At 71.9% G+C, this 16,946-nt stretch carries 17 protein-coding genes; 8 read left to right on the top strand and 9 right to left on the bottom strand.

The annotated features are described in order from the left end of the window. Positions 1–200 precede the first annotated feature (200 nt). The 4 genes from CcI49_RS03575 (at position 201) to CcI49_RS03560 (ending at position 4,909) form a co-directional block, all read left to right on the top strand. Positions 201–1,151: a sugar ABC transporter permease gene (locus CcI49_RS03575; RefSeq protein ID WP_054567350.1), complete on the top strand. Its 951-nt coding sequence runs from the start codon at positions 201–203 to the stop codon at positions 1,149–1,151. A gap of 146 nt (positions 1,152–1,297) precedes the next feature. Beyond that, complete coding sequence (locus CcI49_RS03570; RefSeq protein ID WP_193209668.1) at positions 1,298–2,263, top strand: carbohydrate ABC transporter permease; 966 nt, start codon at positions 1,298–1,300, stop codon at positions 2,261–2,263. Between the two features lie 169 nt (positions 2,264–2,432). Continuing rightward, positions 2,433–3,398 (top strand): TIGR03564 family F420-dependent LLM class oxidoreductase, encoded by a 966-nt coding sequence (locus CcI49_RS03565; protein ID WP_076824425.1) that lies wholly within the window; start codon positions 2,433–2,435, stop codon positions 3,396–3,398. 356 nt (positions 3,399–3,754) lie between these two features. After that, on the top strand, positions 3,755–4,909 hold the full coding sequence (locus CcI49_RS03560; RefSeq protein WP_241839875.1) for a hypothetical protein: 1,155 nt from the start codon (positions 3,755–3,757) through the stop codon (positions 4,907–4,909). 25 nt (positions 4,910–4,934) lie between these two features. Here the strand turns inward: CcI49_RS03560 and CcI49_RS03555 are convergent, their stop codons facing one another. Continuing rightward, entirely contained in the window at positions 4,935–6,782 is a 1,848-nt protein-coding gene (locus CcI49_RS03555) for a M3 family oligoendopeptidase (protein WP_076824288.1), read from the bottom strand. 187 nt (positions 6,783–6,969) lie between these two features. On the opposite strand from CcI49_RS03555, the gene CcI49_RS41405 reads away from it, so the two are divergent. Both CcI49_RS41405 and CcI49_RS03545 read left to right on the top strand, forming a co-directional pair. After that, positions 6,970–7,536, top strand: a complete 567-nt coding sequence (locus tag CcI49_RS41405; RefSeq protein ID WP_131830998.1) for a hypothetical protein — start codon at positions 6,970–6,972, stop codon at positions 7,534–7,536. Between the two features lie 891 nt (positions 7,537–8,427). Continuing rightward, complete coding sequence (locus tag CcI49_RS03545; RefSeq protein WP_158230704.1) at positions 8,428–8,763, top strand: hypothetical protein; 336 nt, start codon at positions 8,428–8,430, stop codon at positions 8,761–8,763. Positions 8,764–8,770: 7 nt separating this feature from the next. Here CcI49_RS03545 and CcI49_RS03540 read toward each other — a convergent pair whose 3' ends face one another. Continuing rightward, on the bottom strand, positions 8,771–9,025 hold the full coding sequence (locus CcI49_RS03540; RefSeq protein WP_076824281.1) for a hypothetical protein: 255 nt from the start codon (positions 9,023–9,025) through the stop codon (positions 8,771–8,773). A 102-nt stretch (positions 9,026–9,127) separates the two neighbouring features. After that, the gene (tatA, locus tag CcI49_RS03535) at positions 9,128–9,442 is read right to left on the bottom strand and encodes a Sec-independent protein translocase subunit TatA (RefSeq protein WP_076824279.1); all 315 of its coding nucleotides are present in this window, start codon (positions 9,440–9,442) and stop codon (positions 9,128–9,130) included. Between the two features lie 267 nt (positions 9,443–9,709). Between tatA and CcI49_RS03530 the strand changes: the two genes are divergently transcribed. After that, the gene (locus CcI49_RS03530; RefSeq protein ID WP_054567343.1) at positions 9,710–10,177 is read left to right on the top strand and encodes an NUDIX domain-containing protein; all 468 of its coding nucleotides are present in this window, start codon (positions 9,710–9,712) and stop codon (positions 10,175–10,177) included. A gap of 512 nt (positions 10,178–10,689) precedes the next feature. On the opposite strand, the gene CcI49_RS03525 is transcribed toward CcI49_RS03530, so the two are convergent. From CcI49_RS03525 to CcI49_RS03510, 4 genes are all read right to left on the bottom strand, one after another. After that, positions 10,690–12,099, bottom strand: coding sequence for a cation:proton antiporter (locus CcI49_RS03525; protein ID WP_076824277.1), 1,410 nt, complete (start codon positions 12,097–12,099; stop codon positions 10,690–10,692). Between the two features lie 16 nt (positions 12,100–12,115). Continuing rightward, positions 12,116–12,598, bottom strand: coding sequence for a cation:proton antiporter regulatory subunit (locus tag CcI49_RS03520; protein ID WP_076824423.1), 483 nt, complete (start codon positions 12,596–12,598; stop codon positions 12,116–12,118). Between the two features lie 439 nt (positions 12,599–13,037). Further along, positions 13,038–13,439, bottom strand: a complete 402-nt coding sequence (locus CcI49_RS03515) for a hypothetical protein (RefSeq protein WP_076824275.1) — start codon at positions 13,437–13,439, stop codon at positions 13,038–13,040. A gap of 155 nt (positions 13,440–13,594) precedes the next feature. Beyond that, complete coding sequence (locus CcI49_RS03510; RefSeq protein ID WP_076824273.1) at positions 13,595–13,954, bottom strand: hypothetical protein; 360 nt, start codon at positions 13,952–13,954, stop codon at positions 13,595–13,597. A 242-nt stretch (positions 13,955–14,196) separates the two neighbouring features. On the opposite strand from CcI49_RS03510, the gene CcI49_RS03505 reads away from it, so the two are divergent. Then, positions 14,197–14,907 carry a class I SAM-dependent methyltransferase gene (locus tag CcI49_RS03505; protein ID WP_076824421.1) on the top strand — a complete coding sequence of 237 codons (711 nt, stop codon included), beginning with the start codon at positions 14,197–14,199 and terminating at the stop codon, positions 14,905–14,907. A gap of 83 nt (positions 14,908–14,990) precedes the next feature. Here CcI49_RS03505 and CcI49_RS03500 read toward each other — a convergent pair whose 3' ends face one another. Both CcI49_RS03500 and CcI49_RS03495 read right to left on the bottom strand, forming a co-directional pair. After that, a complete protein-coding gene (locus CcI49_RS03500; RefSeq protein ID WP_076824271.1) occupies positions 14,991–16,337 on the bottom strand; it encodes an acetyl-CoA carboxylase biotin carboxylase subunit in 1,347 nt (448 codons plus the stop codon). Then, a complete protein-coding gene (locus CcI49_RS03495) occupies positions 16,337–16,945 on the bottom strand; it encodes a biotin/lipoyl-containing protein (RefSeq protein WP_076824269.1) in 609 nt (202 codons plus the stop codon). Before CcI49_RS03495 ends, CcI49_RS03500 begins: the two co-directional genes overlap by 1 nt. Position 16,946: the final 1 nt, after the last annotated feature.

The following is a 16,946-nucleotide window of genomic DNA, read 5'->3' as shown; positions in this document are numbered from 1 at the left end:
CTGAGAGAACCCAGATGCTGTCGCCCCCGGCGTGCCGTCCCGCCCGCCGGGGGCGACCAGCATCGGGCGGACCGGCGCCGCGCTCCGACCGCCGCACAGAACCGACCGCCGCACACCAACCGACCGCCGAACGGAACCGGTTGCCGAACAGGCGCACAGACCGCACAGGCCGCACAGAACAGAACGCGTGAGGACCAGGAATGTCCGGAACCTTCGTCGAGGTCGCCGCGATACCGCGGGCGACCACCGTCGCCACGGCGCGCCGGCCGCCGCTCGCCCGGCGAGCGGCGCAGGGCGTGACGCCCTACCTGTTCCTGCTGCCCGCCGTCGGCTGCCTGGCGGTCTGGACGTACCGGCCGCTCGCCGCCGCGCTCAACCTGTCGTTCTTCTCCTGGAACCTGCTGCCCACCACCCCGAAGGAATACGTCGGGCTGGACAACTACCACCGCCTGCTGGACCTGCCCGAGCTGCGGACCGCGCTGTGGATCACGGCCATGATGACGCTGGCGCTGATGCTGTTCACCGTCGTGCTGCCGACCATCGTGGCGCTGTGGACGTCCGCGATCGGCGGCCGCGGGCGCACCGTCTACAGCGCCCTGATCTTCGCTCCGGTGCTGGTGCCGCCGGTGGCGGGTGCGGCGCTGTGGCAGTGGATGCTCGACCCGCACAGTGGCGCCGTCGACAAGGTCCTCGGCACCGAGATCAACTGGATCCACGAGACCCGGCCGGCGCAGATCGCCATCGTCGTGATCACCGGCTGGCACCTGCTCGGCTTCGCCGTGCTCGTCGTCAGCGCGGGGCTGGCGGGCATCGACGAGGAGTACCGCAACGCCGCCGTGCTCGACCGGGCCTCCCGCTGGCAGATCACCCGGTGGATCACCCTGCCGCTGCTGTCGCCGACGCTGGTCTTCCTCGCGCTCATGACCGTCCTGATGTCCGGCACCCTCACGTTCCCGCTGATCGACACCCTCACCCAGGGCGGGCCGGACTCGCAGACCACGAACGTCTACTACCTGCTCTGGGAGTACGGCTTCCAGAACTTCGACACCGGCTTCGCCAGCGCCGCGGGACTGCTGTTCTTCGTCGCCTTCGGTGTGATCGCGGTCGGGCTGATCCGCCTCTCCGACCGCCTGACGTTCCACGACTCCTGACGTTCCGTGAGTCCTGACGGTCCGCGAGTCCTGACATCGCGGGACTCCTGACGGTCCGGTGCGGTCGCCGCGACGTCACCCCGAACGCCCCCGAACAACACCGAACACCACCGAACACCACCGAACGCCCTCGAAGGGAGCTCCCCATGGCAGCGGCCGACACGGCGATGCCGGCCCCGGCAGGCCCGCCGTCCACGCCGGCCACGCCTGACGCGCCTGCGCCGCGGCGGGTGTCGGCACGGGCGGCGACCGGCCGCTCCGGCCGCTCCGGCGACGACGGCCCTGCGGGGGAGAGCGGCTGGCGTGACCGGGTGCGCGCGGTCGTCGGGCACGGCGTACTGGCCGGGCTGAGCCTGTTCTGCATCTTCCCGATCTACTGGATGTACGCCACCTCGCTGCGCCGGCCGGACGAGGTCTACAACGTCACGCTGTTCCCCTGGCCGCTGTCCATCGGCAACTACACGCACGTCACCGACGTCCTGCCGATGGGCCAGCTGATCCTCAACACGTTCCTGGTGGCGCTGGCCGTCGCGGTCGGCCAGATGCTGGTCGGGCTGCTCGCCGCCTACGCCTTCACCGCCTGGAAGTTCCGCGGCCAGACGCTGCTGTACCTGGCGTTCGTCGGCACCTGGCTCGTGCCGTTCCAGGTGACGATGCTGCCGAACTACACCCTGCTGTACCGCCTGGGCCTGCTCAACGTGCTACCCGGCGTGATCATCCCGAACCTGGTGTCCGCGCTCGGCGTCCTCCTGCTGCGCCAGCACATGGCCAGCTTCCCCCGGGACCTGATCGACGCCGCCCGCATCGACGGCCGCTCGGCCTGGTCCATCCTGTGGACGGTCATCGTGCCGAACCTGCGGGCCCCGCTTGCGGCGCTCGCGATCGTGCTGTTCATCAACGCCTGGAACGACTACTTCTGGCCGGCGCTGGTGCTGCAGCGGGCCGAGTCCGTCGTCCAGCTCGGCCTGCGCGGGCTGTTCGTCGGTGTCGAGGGCCCCGACTGGGGCGGTCTCATGGCCGGGTCGGGCCTGGCGTGCCTGCCCATCTTCGCCATCTACCTGATGCTGCAGCGCCACGTGGTGAGCGCCTTCGTCCGCTCCGGCCTGAAGTAGGCCGCGGCCGGGTCGGCCTCGGCCGCAGCGCCGGCGCCGACCCGGCCGCGGACCCGCACCGTGTGAGTGATCGTCTCGGTATCGTCCGAAGCGCTTCGTCCCGCCGGTGGCTGCCGACGGGCGCCGGCGGACGGGTGATCTGCCGCCGATCCACTGGAGGGCTGCCACGATGCGCATCGGGACGATGATCGGCTCGGACCGCGACCGGCCCGCCCGGGACCGGGCGGCGAACCTCGCCGCCGACGCGCGCCAGGCCGAGGAGCTCGGCTTCACCTCGATGTGGGTGCCGCAGGTCCCCGGCTACTTCGACGCGCTGACCGCCGTCACGCTGATGGGCCAGGCGACCAGCCGGATCGAGCTGGGCACCGCGGTCGTGCCGATCCAGACCCGGCACCCCGTCGCGATGGCCCAGCAGGTGCTGTCCACCCAGGCCGCCTGTGGCGGCCGGTTCACGCTGGGGCTCGGGCCGTCGCACCACTGGATCGTGACCGAGCAGCTGGGCCTGCCCTACGAGCGTCCCGCCCGCCTGGTGCGCGACTACCTGGAGGTACTGAACGCGGCGTTCGCCGGAGCGGGGCGCGTCGACGTCGAGAACGACAGCTACCGGGTGCACAGCCCGCTCGACGTCCTCGACCCGGCCGCGACCGCGCCGCCGTCCATCCTGCTCGCGGCCCTCGCGCCGGTGATGCTGGGACTGGCCGGGGGCCAGGCGTCCGGCACCATCCTGTGGATGGCGGACGAGCGGGCCATCGCCGACCATGTCGCGCCGCGGCTGGCGAAGGCGGCCGAGGCCGCCGGCCGGCCGACCCCGCGGATCGTCGCCGGCGTGCCGGTGGCGCTGTGCGCACCGGGTGAGGTGGACGCGGCCCGCGAGCATGCCGAGCAGACCCTCGGGCATGCCGAGCTCTCCCCGAACTACCTGCGGCTGCTGGAGCAGGGCGACGCCCGCGGCATCGGCGACGTCATGGCCGCCGGCGACGAGGCGGCGATCCTCGACCGCCTGCGCCGCTACCGCGACGCCGGTGTCACCGACCTCGGCGCGCGGGTGATCCCGCTCGGCGCGGACCTGGCCGCCCGGGTCGAGTCCCGCCGCCGGACCACCGAGTTCCTCGCCACACTCTGCCCGACGCTCTGAGCCTGCTCCGGCCGCTCTGAGCCTCCGCCTGCGCCGCCGGTCAGGCCAGGCGTCGGCGTCGGCGTGCCAGTTCCTGTGTTGTGAATGAATGTGGCCGAGGGTGTCGCCGCCGGCAGAGAAAGCGCCGGCTGACAACGGCCGGGCCGTCACATCGCGCGGCGCCCAACGGGCGCCGGGGAATCCCCGATGTCGGGACCGGGACGGGCCGCCTGCCCCGCCTGCCGGTAGGGTGCGGGAAATGCTGGTCGTGCCGTTGTCGGCGCGAGGCCTTTTCCACGGGGACTGTTTTCTGGGGCGCTTTGTGCCTGCCGGGTATCGAGCTGCGGGTTGGACATCGCCGCGGTCGGGTGAGACACGTGAGGTGGGAATCAGGCATGCGGCGCTGGGTGTCGGTGGCTGTCGCCGGAATGGTGATCGGGTGCTCCGTCGCCTGCGGAGGCCAGGGATCCGGTGATGCTGGGGCCGGGACCGACGGCGCGGCGGTACGCGCTGTCGACGGACCGGTCGACCGAGGCACCCTGGGCGATGTCTGCGACGGCGACGTCGCCCTGACCGGCGCGCCGCCCTACGCGGGGCCGGGCCCGCATCCGGTGACGGTGTTCAGCCAGCCGCAGGGGAACGACCCCACCGGCCCGAAACTGTCGATCCGCCTGCTGGCCGACACGGACCAGCAGGAGCGGGCGGCGTTCGGTGCCCCGATCGCGCGGACCCAGCTGGTGGCGTGTGCCGAGCGGGACAGGCGGAAACCCACCGACATCATCTGCCGGTTCGACATCGGTGCCGCCGACGAGGTGCCGTTCTTCCGCACCTCCTACCGGATCACCGTGCGCGAGGCGCACACCGGTGCGGTCGTCGCCACACTGCCGGTCGACCCGGCGGCCGCCGGCTGCCCGACCTCGGTCAAGGTCGCGTGGGCGGGCGCCGAGGTGTTCAGCGCCCCCACCGACCGCCAGCTCGTCTCCGCACTCGCGCCGCTCACCTCCTGGGACGGCACCGGATCCCCGGCTCGTGCCGGTGGCCAGGAGGACGCCCCGGCGCCGGCCGGCACCGCCGCGGGCAGCGCGGGTTCCGTGCAGCTGACGATCGCGGCCGGGGTGGACCCGAACAGCCCCGTCCTGCGTGATCATCTCGCCTTCTGGGCCGCCTTCACCGGCATCCAGGAAAGCGACCGCCCGGAGCTGCGTGCGCTGCAGGCCCGGGTGGACTCGAGCTTCATGAGCAGCCTGATGAGCCTGGTCGACCTGCTCCGGGGGGACGCGGGCCGCTCCACCCGGGGCCCGGTGCACCTGCTCGTGACCTCGGTGTCCGAGCAGGGCGGCAGCATCGCGGTGGACAGCTGTGTCGACGAGACCGCGCGGGAGAAGCTCCGGCTGGCGGTTCCGACCGGGGAGGTCGGCATCCGGTCCCGGGTCCGGGTGACCCTGGTACCGGGCCGCGACGGCTACCTGGCGACAGGCTTCGCGGACGCGCCCCCCGCCGCGTGCCCGGCACCGGCCGGCCGGATCGGCTGACGCCACTGCCGGGCAGGCGCGAGGCTCAGGCCGGTGCGGTCCGCCCGGCGTCGTGGGCGGCCGACTCGGCGGCCTGCAGCTGGCCCTCGACGAGGTCGAGCCCGGCCGCCCAGAACCCCGGGTCGGCGAGGTCGATGCCGACGATGCGGCCCAGCTCCTCGGGGGAGCGCGACCCGCCGGCGGCGAGCATCTCCAGGTAGTGCGGCACGAACGCGGCACCATCGGTGACGTAGCGCTGGTACACCGACAGCGCCAGCAGCTGCCCGTAGGCGTACGCGTACACGTAGCCCGGCGTGCCGATGAAATGCGGGACGTAGCTCCACCACGTCCGGTACCCCTCGGTGAGCTCCACCGAGTCGCCGAGCAGCTCCCGCTGGCTGGCCACCCAGGCCTCGTTGAAACCGTCGACGGACAGCTCGCCCGCGGTCCGCCGCTGCGTGTGGACGGCCTGCTCGAACTGGTTCATCGCGATCTGGCGGAAGACGGTGGCGATCGCCCCCTCGACCGCCTCCGCCAGCAGCGCCAGCCGCTGCTCGGGGTCGGACGTCTGTGCCAACAGCCGGTTGAACACGATCGTCTCGCCGAACACCGACGCCGTCTCGGCCACGGTCAGCGGCGTGTTCTGCTGCAGGATCCCCTGCTTCGCGGCGAGCGCGAAATGAATGCCGTGGCCCAGCTCATGCGCGAGGGTCAGCACGTCCCGGCGCCGTGACGTGAAGTTCAGCATGACGTACGGATGGACCGTCGGCACCGCCGAGCTCGCGAACGCGCCACCCCGCTTGCCCGGCCGCACCGGTGCGTCGATCCACTTCTCGTCGAAGAACCGGCGGGCCTGGCGGGCCATCTCCGGCGAGAACGCGCCGAACGAGTCGAGCACCAGATCGCGTGACTGCTCCCAGCCGAACTGCTCGTCGGCGGTCGTGACCGCGGCCATCCGGTCATAGTCGGCGAGCCGGGGCAGGCCGAGAATCCGCGCCTTGAGCCGGTACCACCGCTGCGGGATGTCGTACCGCTCCCGGACGGCGGCGACGAGCGCCTGGACGGACTCGTCCGACACCTCGTTCGCCAGGTTGCGGCTGGTCAGCCAGGTGGGATAGCCGCGCAGCCGGTCGTTCACCGCCTTGTCGTGAATCAGCGTGTTGAAGATGTAGGCACGGGTGCGCAGCCCCGGCGCCAGCGCGGCGGTGACCGCCTCGGCGGTCGCCCGCCGGACCTCACGGTCACTGGACGCCAGCCGGCTCAGCGCGACGTCGAGCGCCTCCCCACCGGCCCCCGCGCCGCCCGCCCCACCCGCGCCGCCTGCCCCACCCGCGCCGACCTCGATCGCCGAGACCTGCTCGGAGAACAGCCGGCTCCACGCCGCCCGGCCGGTCACCGACTTCTCGGTCAGCAGCTTCTCCTCCGGCTCGCTGAGCAGGTAGGGGCGGTAGCGCCGTTCCGTCCGCAGGTAGTGGCGGGCGTGGTCGAGGCCGTCCGCGGCGAGCAGCCGCTCGGCGGCATCGTCGTCCAGTGCCGCCCACTCCAGGCCGAAGAACAGCAGGGTGGTCTCGATCGTGGTCGAGCGCTCCCGCACCTTCTGCATCAGCGCACCCCGGCCGGGATCGGCCGTGTCGGTGGAGAACCGCAGCGACGCGTAGCTGCCCGCCCGCCCGATCAGCTCGTAGATCGCGGTCAGCTCGCCGATCGCGGCGACCAGCCCCGGCCCGTCCAGCGCGGCGACCCGGCCCGCGTGGCGCCGCGCGAACGCCTCGGCGCGTGCCTGTGCGTCGGCGAGCTGCCCGTCGATGCTCTCCTCGCCCTGCCCGCCGAGCAGCGGCCCAAGATCCCAGGCGGTGCTCTCCAAAGCCAGATCAGACTGAGTCCCGGTTGCCATCCCCGTACGTTAGCGGTCCGCGGCCACCTGACCAGTCCGGCGCCACCACGGCCTCAGGTGCGCTGAGGCAGGGGCCGTCGGCGGCCTGCGACGCGATCCCAGAGATCCGCGATCACGGCACGCAGGCCTTTGCGCTCGTGATACACCCTCATCGGCAACCGCGACGCTGATGGGGGACGCCGGTTTCATGAGTCAGGACTGGGTCACACCAGTGGCCACCGCCCTTGTCGGTGTCGCCGGTATCGCCGGCGCTGTCTACGCAGCACGAATGCAGCGTGGAGCTCAGCTGGAAAGCGTTGCTCGGCAGCAGTCTCTAGAAGCCTCGGCCGCGATTCGGCTGGAGAAACGGGCTGCATTTGTCGAGTTCTGGAACGCCTATCAGAACATATTTCGCAAATTCGGGTTTCATCGCCGGGAAGGGAACGTGGCTGATCGCGCCGACAGCGGCGGTCGCGCAGACGCGTTCGCCCAACTCCTCATGGCTCGCAACAAGGTCGCACTCCTTTGCTCCCTGTACACGATGTACTACATGGACCAGCTGATGGGAGACGTCGAGGAAATGGTCGAGACGCCTTTGGGGACGACGTTACCCGCACCGCGGTTCCCGGACGCGAGCCACCACGTGTACTACCTGATGCGGGCCGAACTCGCCGGCCAGGATCTTAGTGCCAAAGACGCCGACGCGCTGAAAGCGGATCTTCGCGCGAACGCACGCTCACAGGTGGAGATCGCGCAGGTGCTCGGTCGATCTTGAGGGGCATAAGGCAACACTCGGGCCGTGATCCCTCAAGGGCGCCTCGTGAAATACCAGCCGTCGACCACGAGTGGCACGACCATGTTCTGATGCGTCACCAAACAGTCGACCGTTCAAACCCGCGGATCAAGCCCCTGTGAGGTGACGCCGCGCGCAACCAGTCATCGCTGTCGGCGAGCCGGCACGGTCGGCTCGCGTGCGGGGGGCGGGGGGAGGAGGAGCCGTTGCGACGCTGGCGACGGCTGTGACGCGGAGGAACCGCCGGCGGTTGACGTCCACACCTCCGTACGCGCTCCGCGCGGGTCGGCGAAAGTCCGTGCGTCGGTCTGTCTCCGCTCGCAGGACGGCCCGCAGGGACTCCCGGCAGCGGCACCGCGGCCAGCGGATCACCCCCACGTTCCAGCGCCGTGTCCACTGGCTTCGCTGTCCGGATAACCGGCGAAATGATGAGGGAAGAGGTGGGAGGGCAATTATCTGAATCTTGTCTGCGGCGGAGGTTCGCGCCGAAAAGTCGGGATGTTCACGGGGCTGGTGTCCCGATTTCTGAGGCGGCCCAGCCGAGTAGATAGATTATTGTATTGCTTGCTCGGCGTTGGATGGGTGCTGGGCTGCTAGCAGCGGAAACGCTGCGGAATGTGGCTTGGTTGTGGTCACGGTGGACGCCCGGTGAGTGTGAATCGTTTCGCGGGCTAACGTGGATCATCCCCATCGATGGAGCGGTCCCGCTCCGGTGTTAGAGCACCGGAACGGGGCCTCGATCCGAACCCTGAAAGCCGCAGGTATCCGAACCGTGACCTCCAGCATTGCACAACGCTCCGCCGTCTCCGCGCTGTACTCCATGTTCGTGCCGTAAAGCTTGTCCCGACCGTGGTCTGCGGGCGGGTGGTCTCGGTGCGGGTGCTGCGTTCCACGCTGCTCGCGGTCGCCTATTACCTCGACGCGGAGGACTGGTCGGGCGCGTTCCCGTCGATGTCCACGCTGGCCGCGCGGGCCGAGGAGTCGGTGTCGACCGCCCGGCGCGCGGTGCGTGCGCCGGAGTCGATCGGTGTCCTTGTCACCGAGATCGGTGGCGGCCGGCGGTCGAACCGGTACCGCATCGTCCGCCCCGCGGCCCCGGCGTCGGGATCGACCGCGGCCCCGAAGCCGGCCTCGGAAACACCGGCTGAGGACCGGGGTGCCTGGTCCGCCCCGGGCGCAGGCTGGCTGAACTGCGCTTTCGCCGGGTGAGGTGTGTCTACTGGTTGCGACCGGTGGCTGACGCGGCGATCAGTACCAGTACGGCGGCGACGCCGATCTGCAGCAGGAGCGTCAGCAGCCAGGCGGCGTCGATGGCGTTCGCGATGGCGAGACCGCCGGCGGCGCCGATCAGGCCGACCAGGATCGTCATGAGGCAGCCGATCGCCTGCCGCCCGGGAACCACGAGGCGGCCGAGCACCCCGATGACGAGCCCGGTGACGATCGCACTGATGATTCCGCTCGGTGCGTCCATACCGCTGCGTGCCCCTGTGTCCGGTTGTCTGACCTGAGTGCCTCTGGCGTTCTGCAGCGCCGGTCTCCTCGGCGCTGCTCCGCTGGCCCAGCGCTGCCGGTGCTACCTGGCGGCGGCCGAGGGGGTTGCCTCGCCTGCGGCCGGGGTCGCGGCGTCGGGCGCTGCCGCGGGGGCGACAGGTGCCGCGGGGGCGACGGCCGGTGTGGTGGCGACGGCCGGTGCAGTGGCGACGGCCGGTGTGGTGGCCACCGGTGCCGGCTCGCTGTGGTCGTCCTCGCGGAGGCCCTTCACCTCGGACTTGAAGATCCGCATCGAGCGGCCGAGGGAACGTGCCGCATCCGGGAGCCTCTTCGACCCGAACAACACCAGCACGACGATCGCGATGATCAGAATTTCCGGTGCACCCAGGTCGGGCATGACCCCTCCACGAAACGGTCGGCCGCGCGCGGGTTTCGGCGCATCCTCCGATGATGGTAGCCCCGCTGGGATCTCCTGGCAGGGCCGACGCCGCAGGAAAGGAGCCCCGTCTCGGTGGGCCGGTGGGTCTGGTGACTTTGCGTGGGCTTCTGGTGCGTTCCCGTGCGGATGCGGCCCGGCCGTCGCCATAGTGAGACCTGCGGCGCAGGGATGCCGGACGGCCGCTGCTCGGCCGAACGACCTGTCGAGACCAGGAGGTATTGCCTGATGGGACGCGTTGACTACTACCACGACCCTGACGCTCCCGCCGCGAACTCCCTGGTCGTCGGGGGATCTGCCGTGGTGGTCGACGGCGAGGGCCGCATCCTGCTGCAGCGGCGCGCCGATACCGGGAAATGGGCCCTTCCCGGTGGGCAGATGGACATTGGCGAGTCGTTCGCGAACTGCGTCATCCGGGAGACGAAGGAGGAGACCGGGTTCGACGTCAGGATCGACCGCATCATCGGTATCTACTCCGACCCGCATCACGTCTTCGCCTACGACAACGGTGAGATCCGCCAGCAGTTCAACATCTGTTGCGCCTGCACCATCACGGGCGGATCGGTGCAGGTCAGCGAGGAATCCACCGCGGTCGGCTTTCATGACCTCGCCACGCTCGACCAGCTCGAGATTCAGGAGAGCAATCTCGCGCGCATCCACGACTACCTCGCCGACGGGCCGCCGGTCCTCCGTTAGCCGTGGAGACGCTCAGATCCTCGGGCGGTGGCTGCGGGCTGCCGCTGCTGCCGAGCGGGACCCTGAGAATTGTGGATGCGGGGGGAGTGCGTAGCAAAATCCAGAGAAGCGGCGGATCCGGGGCCACCGATATTGACCTGGCGGTCCGCGTCCGCCGACCACATGGTGCCCCACCGGGGATCCGGCGTCGCCGCGTAGCGTCAGCAATTCACGCCAAGGTGGACAAACGGGGCGCGGAATCATTTGGCGATCCGCAAGATTGAAGGATTATGGTTGCTGTAGCAGCTAAAATCCTTCAATCTTGCTCGGGGCCAGCGGCAGTAGCAGCGGAATCCTCAGACCTTCGGGCGGTGGCTTCGGGAAGCGGGTGGTTCAGGGGTGGTTCGAGCCAGTGGTTCCGGATCCTTCCCCAACGGCCCGATGATCGTGCTGGACGGCGGCATCGCGGCCCGAGCGCTGGCCGCGGTCACGCCCTCGACGGACGTGCCGCGGGCCGGTGCCTGGGGCCGGAGTCAGTCGCGCACGGTGTCCCGCTGAGACTGTGGCCGATCAGCCGGATCGTCCCGGCCGGCGGCGGCCGGATCGTCCCGGCCGGCGGCGGCCGGATCGGCGGCGGCCTCGACCGACAGCGGGCCGCGTGGTTCGGGAGGAACCGGGCCAGCCAACGCGACCGGGCTGGTCACGGCGAGCGAGGCAGTCGCCGGGGCTGATCTGGTCGCGGGAGCTGGACCGGTCGCCGCGCGCGGGCCGCGCCGGCGGCGCAGTGCGGCGCGGGTGAGCGGCTCGACGACGCGGGCTGCCACCGGGCCGATGATCGCCATCAGCAGCACATAGCTGGCCGCGAGCGGCCCGAGCCGGGGCTCGACGTCGGAGGCGACCGCGAGGCCGGCGATGACGATGGAGAACTCGCCGCGCGCGATCAGCGCCGCACCGGCGCGGAAGCGTCCCATGGTGGCGATGCCGGAGCGCCGCGCCGCCCACCAGCCCGTGAACGTCTTCGTGGCGATGCCCGCTGCTGCCAGCCCCAGCGCCGGCAGCAGCGCCGACGGGATCTGCGCCGGGTCGGACTGCAGGCCGAAGAACACGAAGAAGACGGCGGCGAACAGATCGCGCAGCGGTGTCAGCACCTCCCGCGCGCCTTCGGCCACCGGGCCGGACAGCGCGATGCCCACGAGGAAGGCGCCGACCGCGGCCGACACCTGCACCTGCTGGGCCACTCCCGCGACGAGCAGCGCCAGGCCCAGCGCGCGCAGCAGGATGATCTCGTCGTTGCGGTCGGACGTCGGGTTGTACACCAGCCTGGTCACCCGCGCGCTGTGCCGCAGCGCGAGGTAGAGGACGCCGACCATGGCGCCGAGCGCGATCGCGAGCGACTGCGCCGCACCGGCGAACGTCGTGCCGGCCAGCAGCGCGGTCAGGACGGGCAGGTAGACCGCCATCGCGAGGTCCTCGAGGACGAGCACCGACAACACGACCGGGGTCTCCCGGTTGCCGAGCCGGCCGAGGTCCCCGAGAACCTTGGCGATGATGCCGGAGGACGAGATGGCGGTGACACCGCCGAGCACGACCGCCGCGCGCCAGTCCCAGCCGAGCAGGAACGCGGCGGCCACCCCGGGAGCGGCGTTGAGGGTGAGGTCCAGGCCGCCGGCCGGAGCGTTGCGCCGCAGGCCCACCAGCAGCTCACCGGCGGTGTATTCCAGGCCGAGGGTGAGCAGCAGGAGCACGACGCCGATCTCGGCGCCGATCGCGATGAACTCCTCGCTCGCGCCGAGCGGGATCAGCCCGCCATGGCCGAAGGCGAGGCCGCACAGCAGATAGAAGGGAATCGGGGAGATCCCGAACCGGGCCGCGCCGTGGCCGACGAGGCCGAGCAGGAACAGGACAGCGCCCAGCTCCATCATTATCGAGGCAAGATCATGCATATGGTCGCGGCGCCCCTCAGCCGGACCGCAGGAGCTCGCCGACAGCGGCGGTGTTCTCCGGTGTCCCGACGACGACCACGACATCCTCGGCCTGGAGCCTGAAGTCCGGCCGCGGCGAGGCGAGTACCTGGCGGTCGCGGACCACGGCCACGATCGACGCGCCGGTACGGGTCCTGGCCCTGGTGTCGCCGAGCAGTCGTCCGTCGTAGGGCGACCCGGCGACGATCGTGATCTGGTCGCCTACCAGGCCGGCGAACGCCCGGCTGATGTCGGCCAGCTTCTCGACGATGTGGGGAGCACCAAGTAGTTCGGACAGCACATCGCTCTCCTCAGGAGTCAGGTTTATCGACTCGGCGCAGGAATCGGGATCCTGGGCGTCATAGACCACCAGGACGCGGCGGCCGCTGTGATGCGACACCACACCGACCCGCCGGCCGGCGCGGGTCGAGAAGTCGTGCCGCAGGCCGATTCCCGGAAGCCCGGTTTCTTCGACATTCATGGGGATCCCCGTCAGTGAGGTACGTGTCGAGTTCAGGATGTGTGTGTTCAGGTGGGCTTGGCCGGCCGGGCGCGAGTGACCGGCCGCGTTCGGCCGGCATTCGTCGGCCGGCATTCGTCGGCGGGTGGGGCGGCAGGCCGGCGGGTGGTCGTCGGGACCGGGCGCGCGCGTGCCGTCCTGGGGCGCGGGCCCGTGGCGGAGCCGGAACGCTTTGTCCGTGAGGTCGTCCGTGAGGTCGTCCGCGAGGTGGTCAGCGAGGTGGTCAGCGATGCCGTCGCTCCCGGTGGTGAAGGCTTCGAGCCTGGCGCATGCGGGTGACGCCTGGCCGGCGAACGGCCATCGAGGCACTGGCGGCGGTTGGCGCGTGACAGGGCACCGGTGACACGGCCCGCGTCGGGGCGAGCGGCGGCGGCCGGATCGCGGCGCGGCGCGCTGGTGCTCAGACCGGGCGTCCACCCCGCGTCGGCGGGTCGCGCGCGCCACCGGGGCCGACGGGGCGCAGTGGCCGGGCCGCGCAGCGGGAGCAGCGCCATCCCAGGAAGACAGCGGCGAGAACGAGCGGAACGAGCGCGGCGGCGAGGCCGACCTCGTGGCCGCCGGCCCACGACGGCGACGAGTTCGCGAGGTGGGCGCCGTGGTCGAGGTGCGGGAACGGCGGGCCGCCCTGGAGCGGCGGCACGGTGGACAGGGCCGAGGTGGTGGCCACGCCGCCGATGCCGCCCGGAGGATGGCCGCCGGCCCACCCGTCTGTTCCCGCACCGAGGCCGAGCAGCGCCATGACCGCGATGACGACCACCCACGCCACCTGGGCGCGCACGCGGTGGCCGGTCGACATGGTCACAGGCTAGGGCATCCGGGACCGACCCGGCGTTACGCCAGGAAGTCGGGACGAGAGCGAGCGAGGAGTCAGGAGCCGGCTGGCCAGCCGAGATGCGAGATGTAGGTGCCCGGGCGGGTGGCGCCGTCCTGGCGCCGGGCGGACGGCGTGGACGGTGATCAGCCGTCGGCGAGGCGGGCGCCGTGGGCGGTCTCGGCGGCGGTCACCGATGAGGCATTGCAGCCGAGCAGCCGCCAGCGGGTGACGGTGCCGTCCGGGCCGCGCAGCCACCCGGCCCGCAGCGCCTCCTCGATGCGGCGGCGGACGGGAAGCTCCCCAGGCGGCTCGGTGGCGAACAGGATCCGCAGCCGCACCCCGTCCGGCGTGCGGACGGCGGCGGTGTGGTGCGGCGCGTCCGGGCACGGCGGCGGATGGTCCCAGTGCCCGCACAGGGCGACCGTCACCGCCGCGCCGGGCGCGTGGATGTCAGCGTCGGAGGGCATCTCGACGAGGGCCTCGTGGGCGAACGCCTGTCGCATGACGACCAGTCTCCCGCGCTCCGGTGCCGTCGCGGGCCGGTGGCGACCTGCTACCGAGCGGCGCGTGGTGGCGGGCGTGCGGCGGCTCGGCGCCGGCGGCTGGCATCGGCGCTGATCGCCTGGCGCGGCTTGGCACGCGCCGGCACCGGTGCTGCGGTACGCGGCTTGCGGGCCGTCTACTCGTGGATAGTATCGCGATGTATCGCGATTGCTCGATGGAGGATCAGATGAGCGATGTTCAGATGGGTGATGTGCTGAACGGACCGTTGCGGGATCCCGACGTCCACGCGGTGATCGAGCGGGTCAGGGCTGAGGGCAGGCCGCCCGGTTGGGGCCCCCGCCCCGGTGGCGCCGGCGGGCCGGGTGGTCCCGGTGGGAGGGGCGGGCGGGGTCCGCGGGCGGGGGGCGGCGGGTTCCCGCCGCGCGACCCGTTCGAGTTCACCGAGGTCGCGTTCCCGATCGCGCCCGAGCAGGGCGACCTGCTCTACCTGCTGTGCCGGGCGACGGGCGCGACCCGGGTCGCCGAATGCGCGACGTCGCTGGGGATCTCCACGCTGTACCTCGCCGCCGCGATGCGCGACAACGGCGGCGGGCTGGTGATCGGCTCGGAGATCGTCCCGGAGAAGGCGGCGAAGGCGCGGAAGAACCTCGCCGACGCGGGCCTGGACCATCTGGTCGACATCCGGGTGGGTGACGCGCTGGAGACGTTCGCCGACCTCGGCGGGCCCGTCGACCTGCTGCTCGTCGACGGCTGGCCGACGGCGAACCCGCCGAGCCTGTCCCGTTCGATCATCGGCCTGGTCGCCCCGCAGCTGCGGCCCGGCGCGATCGTCGTCAACGACAACGCGGAGGAGGACTACCTGGAGTACGTCCGCGACCCCGCGAACGGCTTCGTCGGGATGTCCCTCCCGCTCAAGGGCAGCACCGAGGTCTCCGTCCGGGTCGGTGCCTGACGTCCACGCGGCCGGCCCGACGCCCCGTCGCGTCGGGCCGCCGGGACGGTTGCCTGCGGCGAGTGATGTGTACGGCGTGGTGGTCAGGACGTCAGGGTCTCGATCATCACCGTGTCGTGCTCGGCGGCGACGAAGCGGGGATGGTCGAGCAGGCCGCGCAGGAACTCCGTGGTCGTGACCACGCCGGGGCCGTCCGCGTGCAACTCCTCGAGGGCGCGGCGCATCCGGGCGAGGGCCCGGGGGCGGTCCGGGGCCCAGACGACGACCTTCGCCAGCAGCGAGTCGTAGTAGGCCGGGATGCGGTACCCGGGGCGGGCGTGGGTGTCGACCCGGACGAACGGGCCGGCGGGCGCGGCGAACTCCTCGAGCGTCCCGGGGGCGGGGGCGAAGTCGCGCCGCGGGTTCTCGGCGTTGATGCGGCATTCGATCGACACACCGCGGGCGTCGACGTCCGCCTGGGCGAAGCCGAGCGGCTCGCCGGCGGCCACCCGGATCTGCTCCGCGACCAGGTCGAGGCCGGTCACCATCTCGGTGACGGGATGCTCCACCTGCAGCCGGCAGTTGACCTCCATGAAGTAGAAGCGGCCCTGCGGGTCGACGAGGAACTCGAAGGTACCGGCGCCGACGTACCCGCTCGCCAGCGTGCCGCGCACCGCCGCCGCGCAGAGCGGCTCGACGACCTCGGCGGGCAGGCCGGGCGCCGGGGTCTCCTCGACCAGCTTCTGGTGGCGCCGCTGCAGGGAGCAGTCCCGGGCACCCAGGTGGACGGCGTTGCCATGCGTGTCGGCCAGGACCTGGACCTCGACATGGCGCGCGGACGGCAGGTACCGCTCGACATACAGGCGGCCGTCACCGAACACCGCCTGGGCGGTCGCCCGGGTGTGCCGGTAGGCGCGGGCGAAGGCGTCCGCGTCGTGCACGACGGTCATTCCGCGCCCGCCGCCGCCGGCCGCGGCCTTGATGATGACCGGGTAGCCGATCTCCGCCGCGACCGCGGCGGCGGCCTCCGGCTGGTCGGGGGTGTCACGGCTGCCGGGCAGCAGCGGCAGGCCGGCCTCGGCCATGATCCGCCGGGCGACGGCCTTGTCGCCCAGGCGGGCCATGACCTCCGGCGGCGGGCCGATGAAGGTCAGCCCTTCGGCCGCGCAGACCTCGGCGAAGTCGGCGTTCTCCGACAGGAAGCCATAGCCGGGATGCACGGCGTCGGCGCCGCGGATGCGCGCCGCCTCGATGACCGCGGGAATGTTGAGGTAGCTCTCCCGCGACGGTCCGGGGCCGATCTGGACGGATTCGTCGGCGAACGCGACGACGGCGCTGTCGCGGTCGGCCGACGAGTGCGCGGCGACGGTGGCGATGCCCAGCTCGCGGCAGGTGCGGGCGACGCGCAGCGCGATCTCGCCGCGGTTGGCGATGAGAACCTTCTTGATCATCACCGGCCGCCGGTGGGCGCGTCGACGTCCAGGGTGAGCAGGGGCTGGCCGTACTCCACCGGGGTGGCGTCGGCGACGAGGACCTCACGGACCACACCGCCGCGATCCGCCTCGACCGGGATCATCAGCTTCATCGCCTCGATGATCCCGACCTGCTGGCCCGCGACGACGGTGTCGCCGGCCCGCACGAACGGGTCCGCACCCGGCTCGGGGGAGTGGTAGAAGACGCCGACGGTGTGCGCCGGGACGACGTAGGCGAGCGCGTCGTCGGCGCTCTCGCGCGGGCGCGGGGCCGCCGCGGCCTGGGCCAGGTCGGCATGACCCGACCCGGTGGGGGCCCCGAGCGCGGCCGGGTCCGGTGCCGGCACAGCCGGCCCGGTGGCGACCGAGCCGTCCCGGGCGCCCGGGATGGCGGGCGTCGTCCAGTCGATCTCCAGGGTGATGTCCCCGGCGCTGACCCGCACCCGGCTCACCGGGCGCCCGCCGCCGGCTCCCGCCTCCAGGGCCTCGCGGCGCAGGACCGCGATCACCTCGCCGAGGCTGTTCTCCCCGGCCCGCTGGCCGGTCCCGGTGACCGGGGTGGTGTGACTGCCGTTCGCGGTGGTCATG

Source organism: Frankia sp. CcI49, assembly GCF_001983215.1.
In the GTDB taxonomy this organism is placed as follows: Bacteria; Actinomycetota; Actinomycetes; order Frankiales; family Frankiaceae; genus Parafrankia; species Parafrankia irregularis.
Note: the sequence above shows the minus strand (reverse complement) of the source record. Positions and strands in the feature narration are given on the sequence as shown.

Coding starts and splice junctions, on each gene's coding strand:
- CcI49_RS03575 (WP_054567350.1), top strand. CDS start 201: ATGTCCGGAACCTTCGTCGAGGTCGCCGCGATACCGCGGGCGACCACC.
- CcI49_RS03570 (WP_193209668.1), top strand. CDS start 1,298: ATGGCAGCGGCCGACACGGCGATGCCGGCCCCGGCAGGCCCGCCGTCC.
- CcI49_RS03565 (WP_076824425.1), top strand. CDS start 2,433: ATGCGCATCGGGACGATGATCGGCTCGGACCGCGACCGGCCCGCCCGG.
- CcI49_RS03555 (WP_076824288.1), bottom strand. CDS start 6,782: ATGGCAACCGGGACTCAGTCTGATCTGGCTTTGGAGAGCACCGCCTGG.
- CcI49_RS41405 (WP_131830998.1), top strand. CDS start 6,970: ATGAGTCAGGACTGGGTCACACCAGTGGCCACCGCCCTTGTCGGTGTC.
- CcI49_RS03540 (WP_076824281.1), bottom strand. CDS start 9,025: ATGGACGCACCGAGCGGAATCATCAGTGCGATCGTCACCGGGCTCGTC.
- tatA (WP_076824279.1), bottom strand. CDS start 9,442: ATGCCCGACCTGGGTGCACCGGAAATTCTGATCATCGCGATCGTCGTG.
- CcI49_RS03530 (WP_054567343.1), top strand. CDS start 9,710: ATGGGACGCGTTGACTACTACCACGACCCTGACGCTCCCGCCGCGAAC.
- CcI49_RS03525 (WP_076824277.1), bottom strand. CDS start 12,099: ATGCATGATCTTGCCTCGATAATGATGGAGCTGGGCGCTGTCCTGTTC.
- CcI49_RS03520 (WP_076824423.1), bottom strand. CDS start 12,598: ATGAATGTCGAAGAAACCGGGCTTCCGGGAATCGGCCTGCGGCACGAC.
- CcI49_RS03510 (WP_076824273.1), bottom strand. CDS start 13,954: ATGCGACAGGCGTTCGCCCACGAGGCCCTCGTCGAGATGCCCTCCGAC.
- CcI49_RS03505 (WP_076824421.1), top strand. CDS start 14,197: ATGGGTGATGTGCTGAACGGACCGTTGCGGGATCCCGACGTCCACGCG.
- CcI49_RS03500 (WP_076824271.1), bottom strand. CDS start 16,337: ATGATCAAGAAGGTTCTCATCGCCAACCGCGGCGAGATCGCGCTGCGC.
- CcI49_RS03495 (WP_076824269.1), bottom strand. CDS start 16,945: ATGACCACCGCGAACGGCAGTCACACCACCCCGGTCACCGGGACCGGC.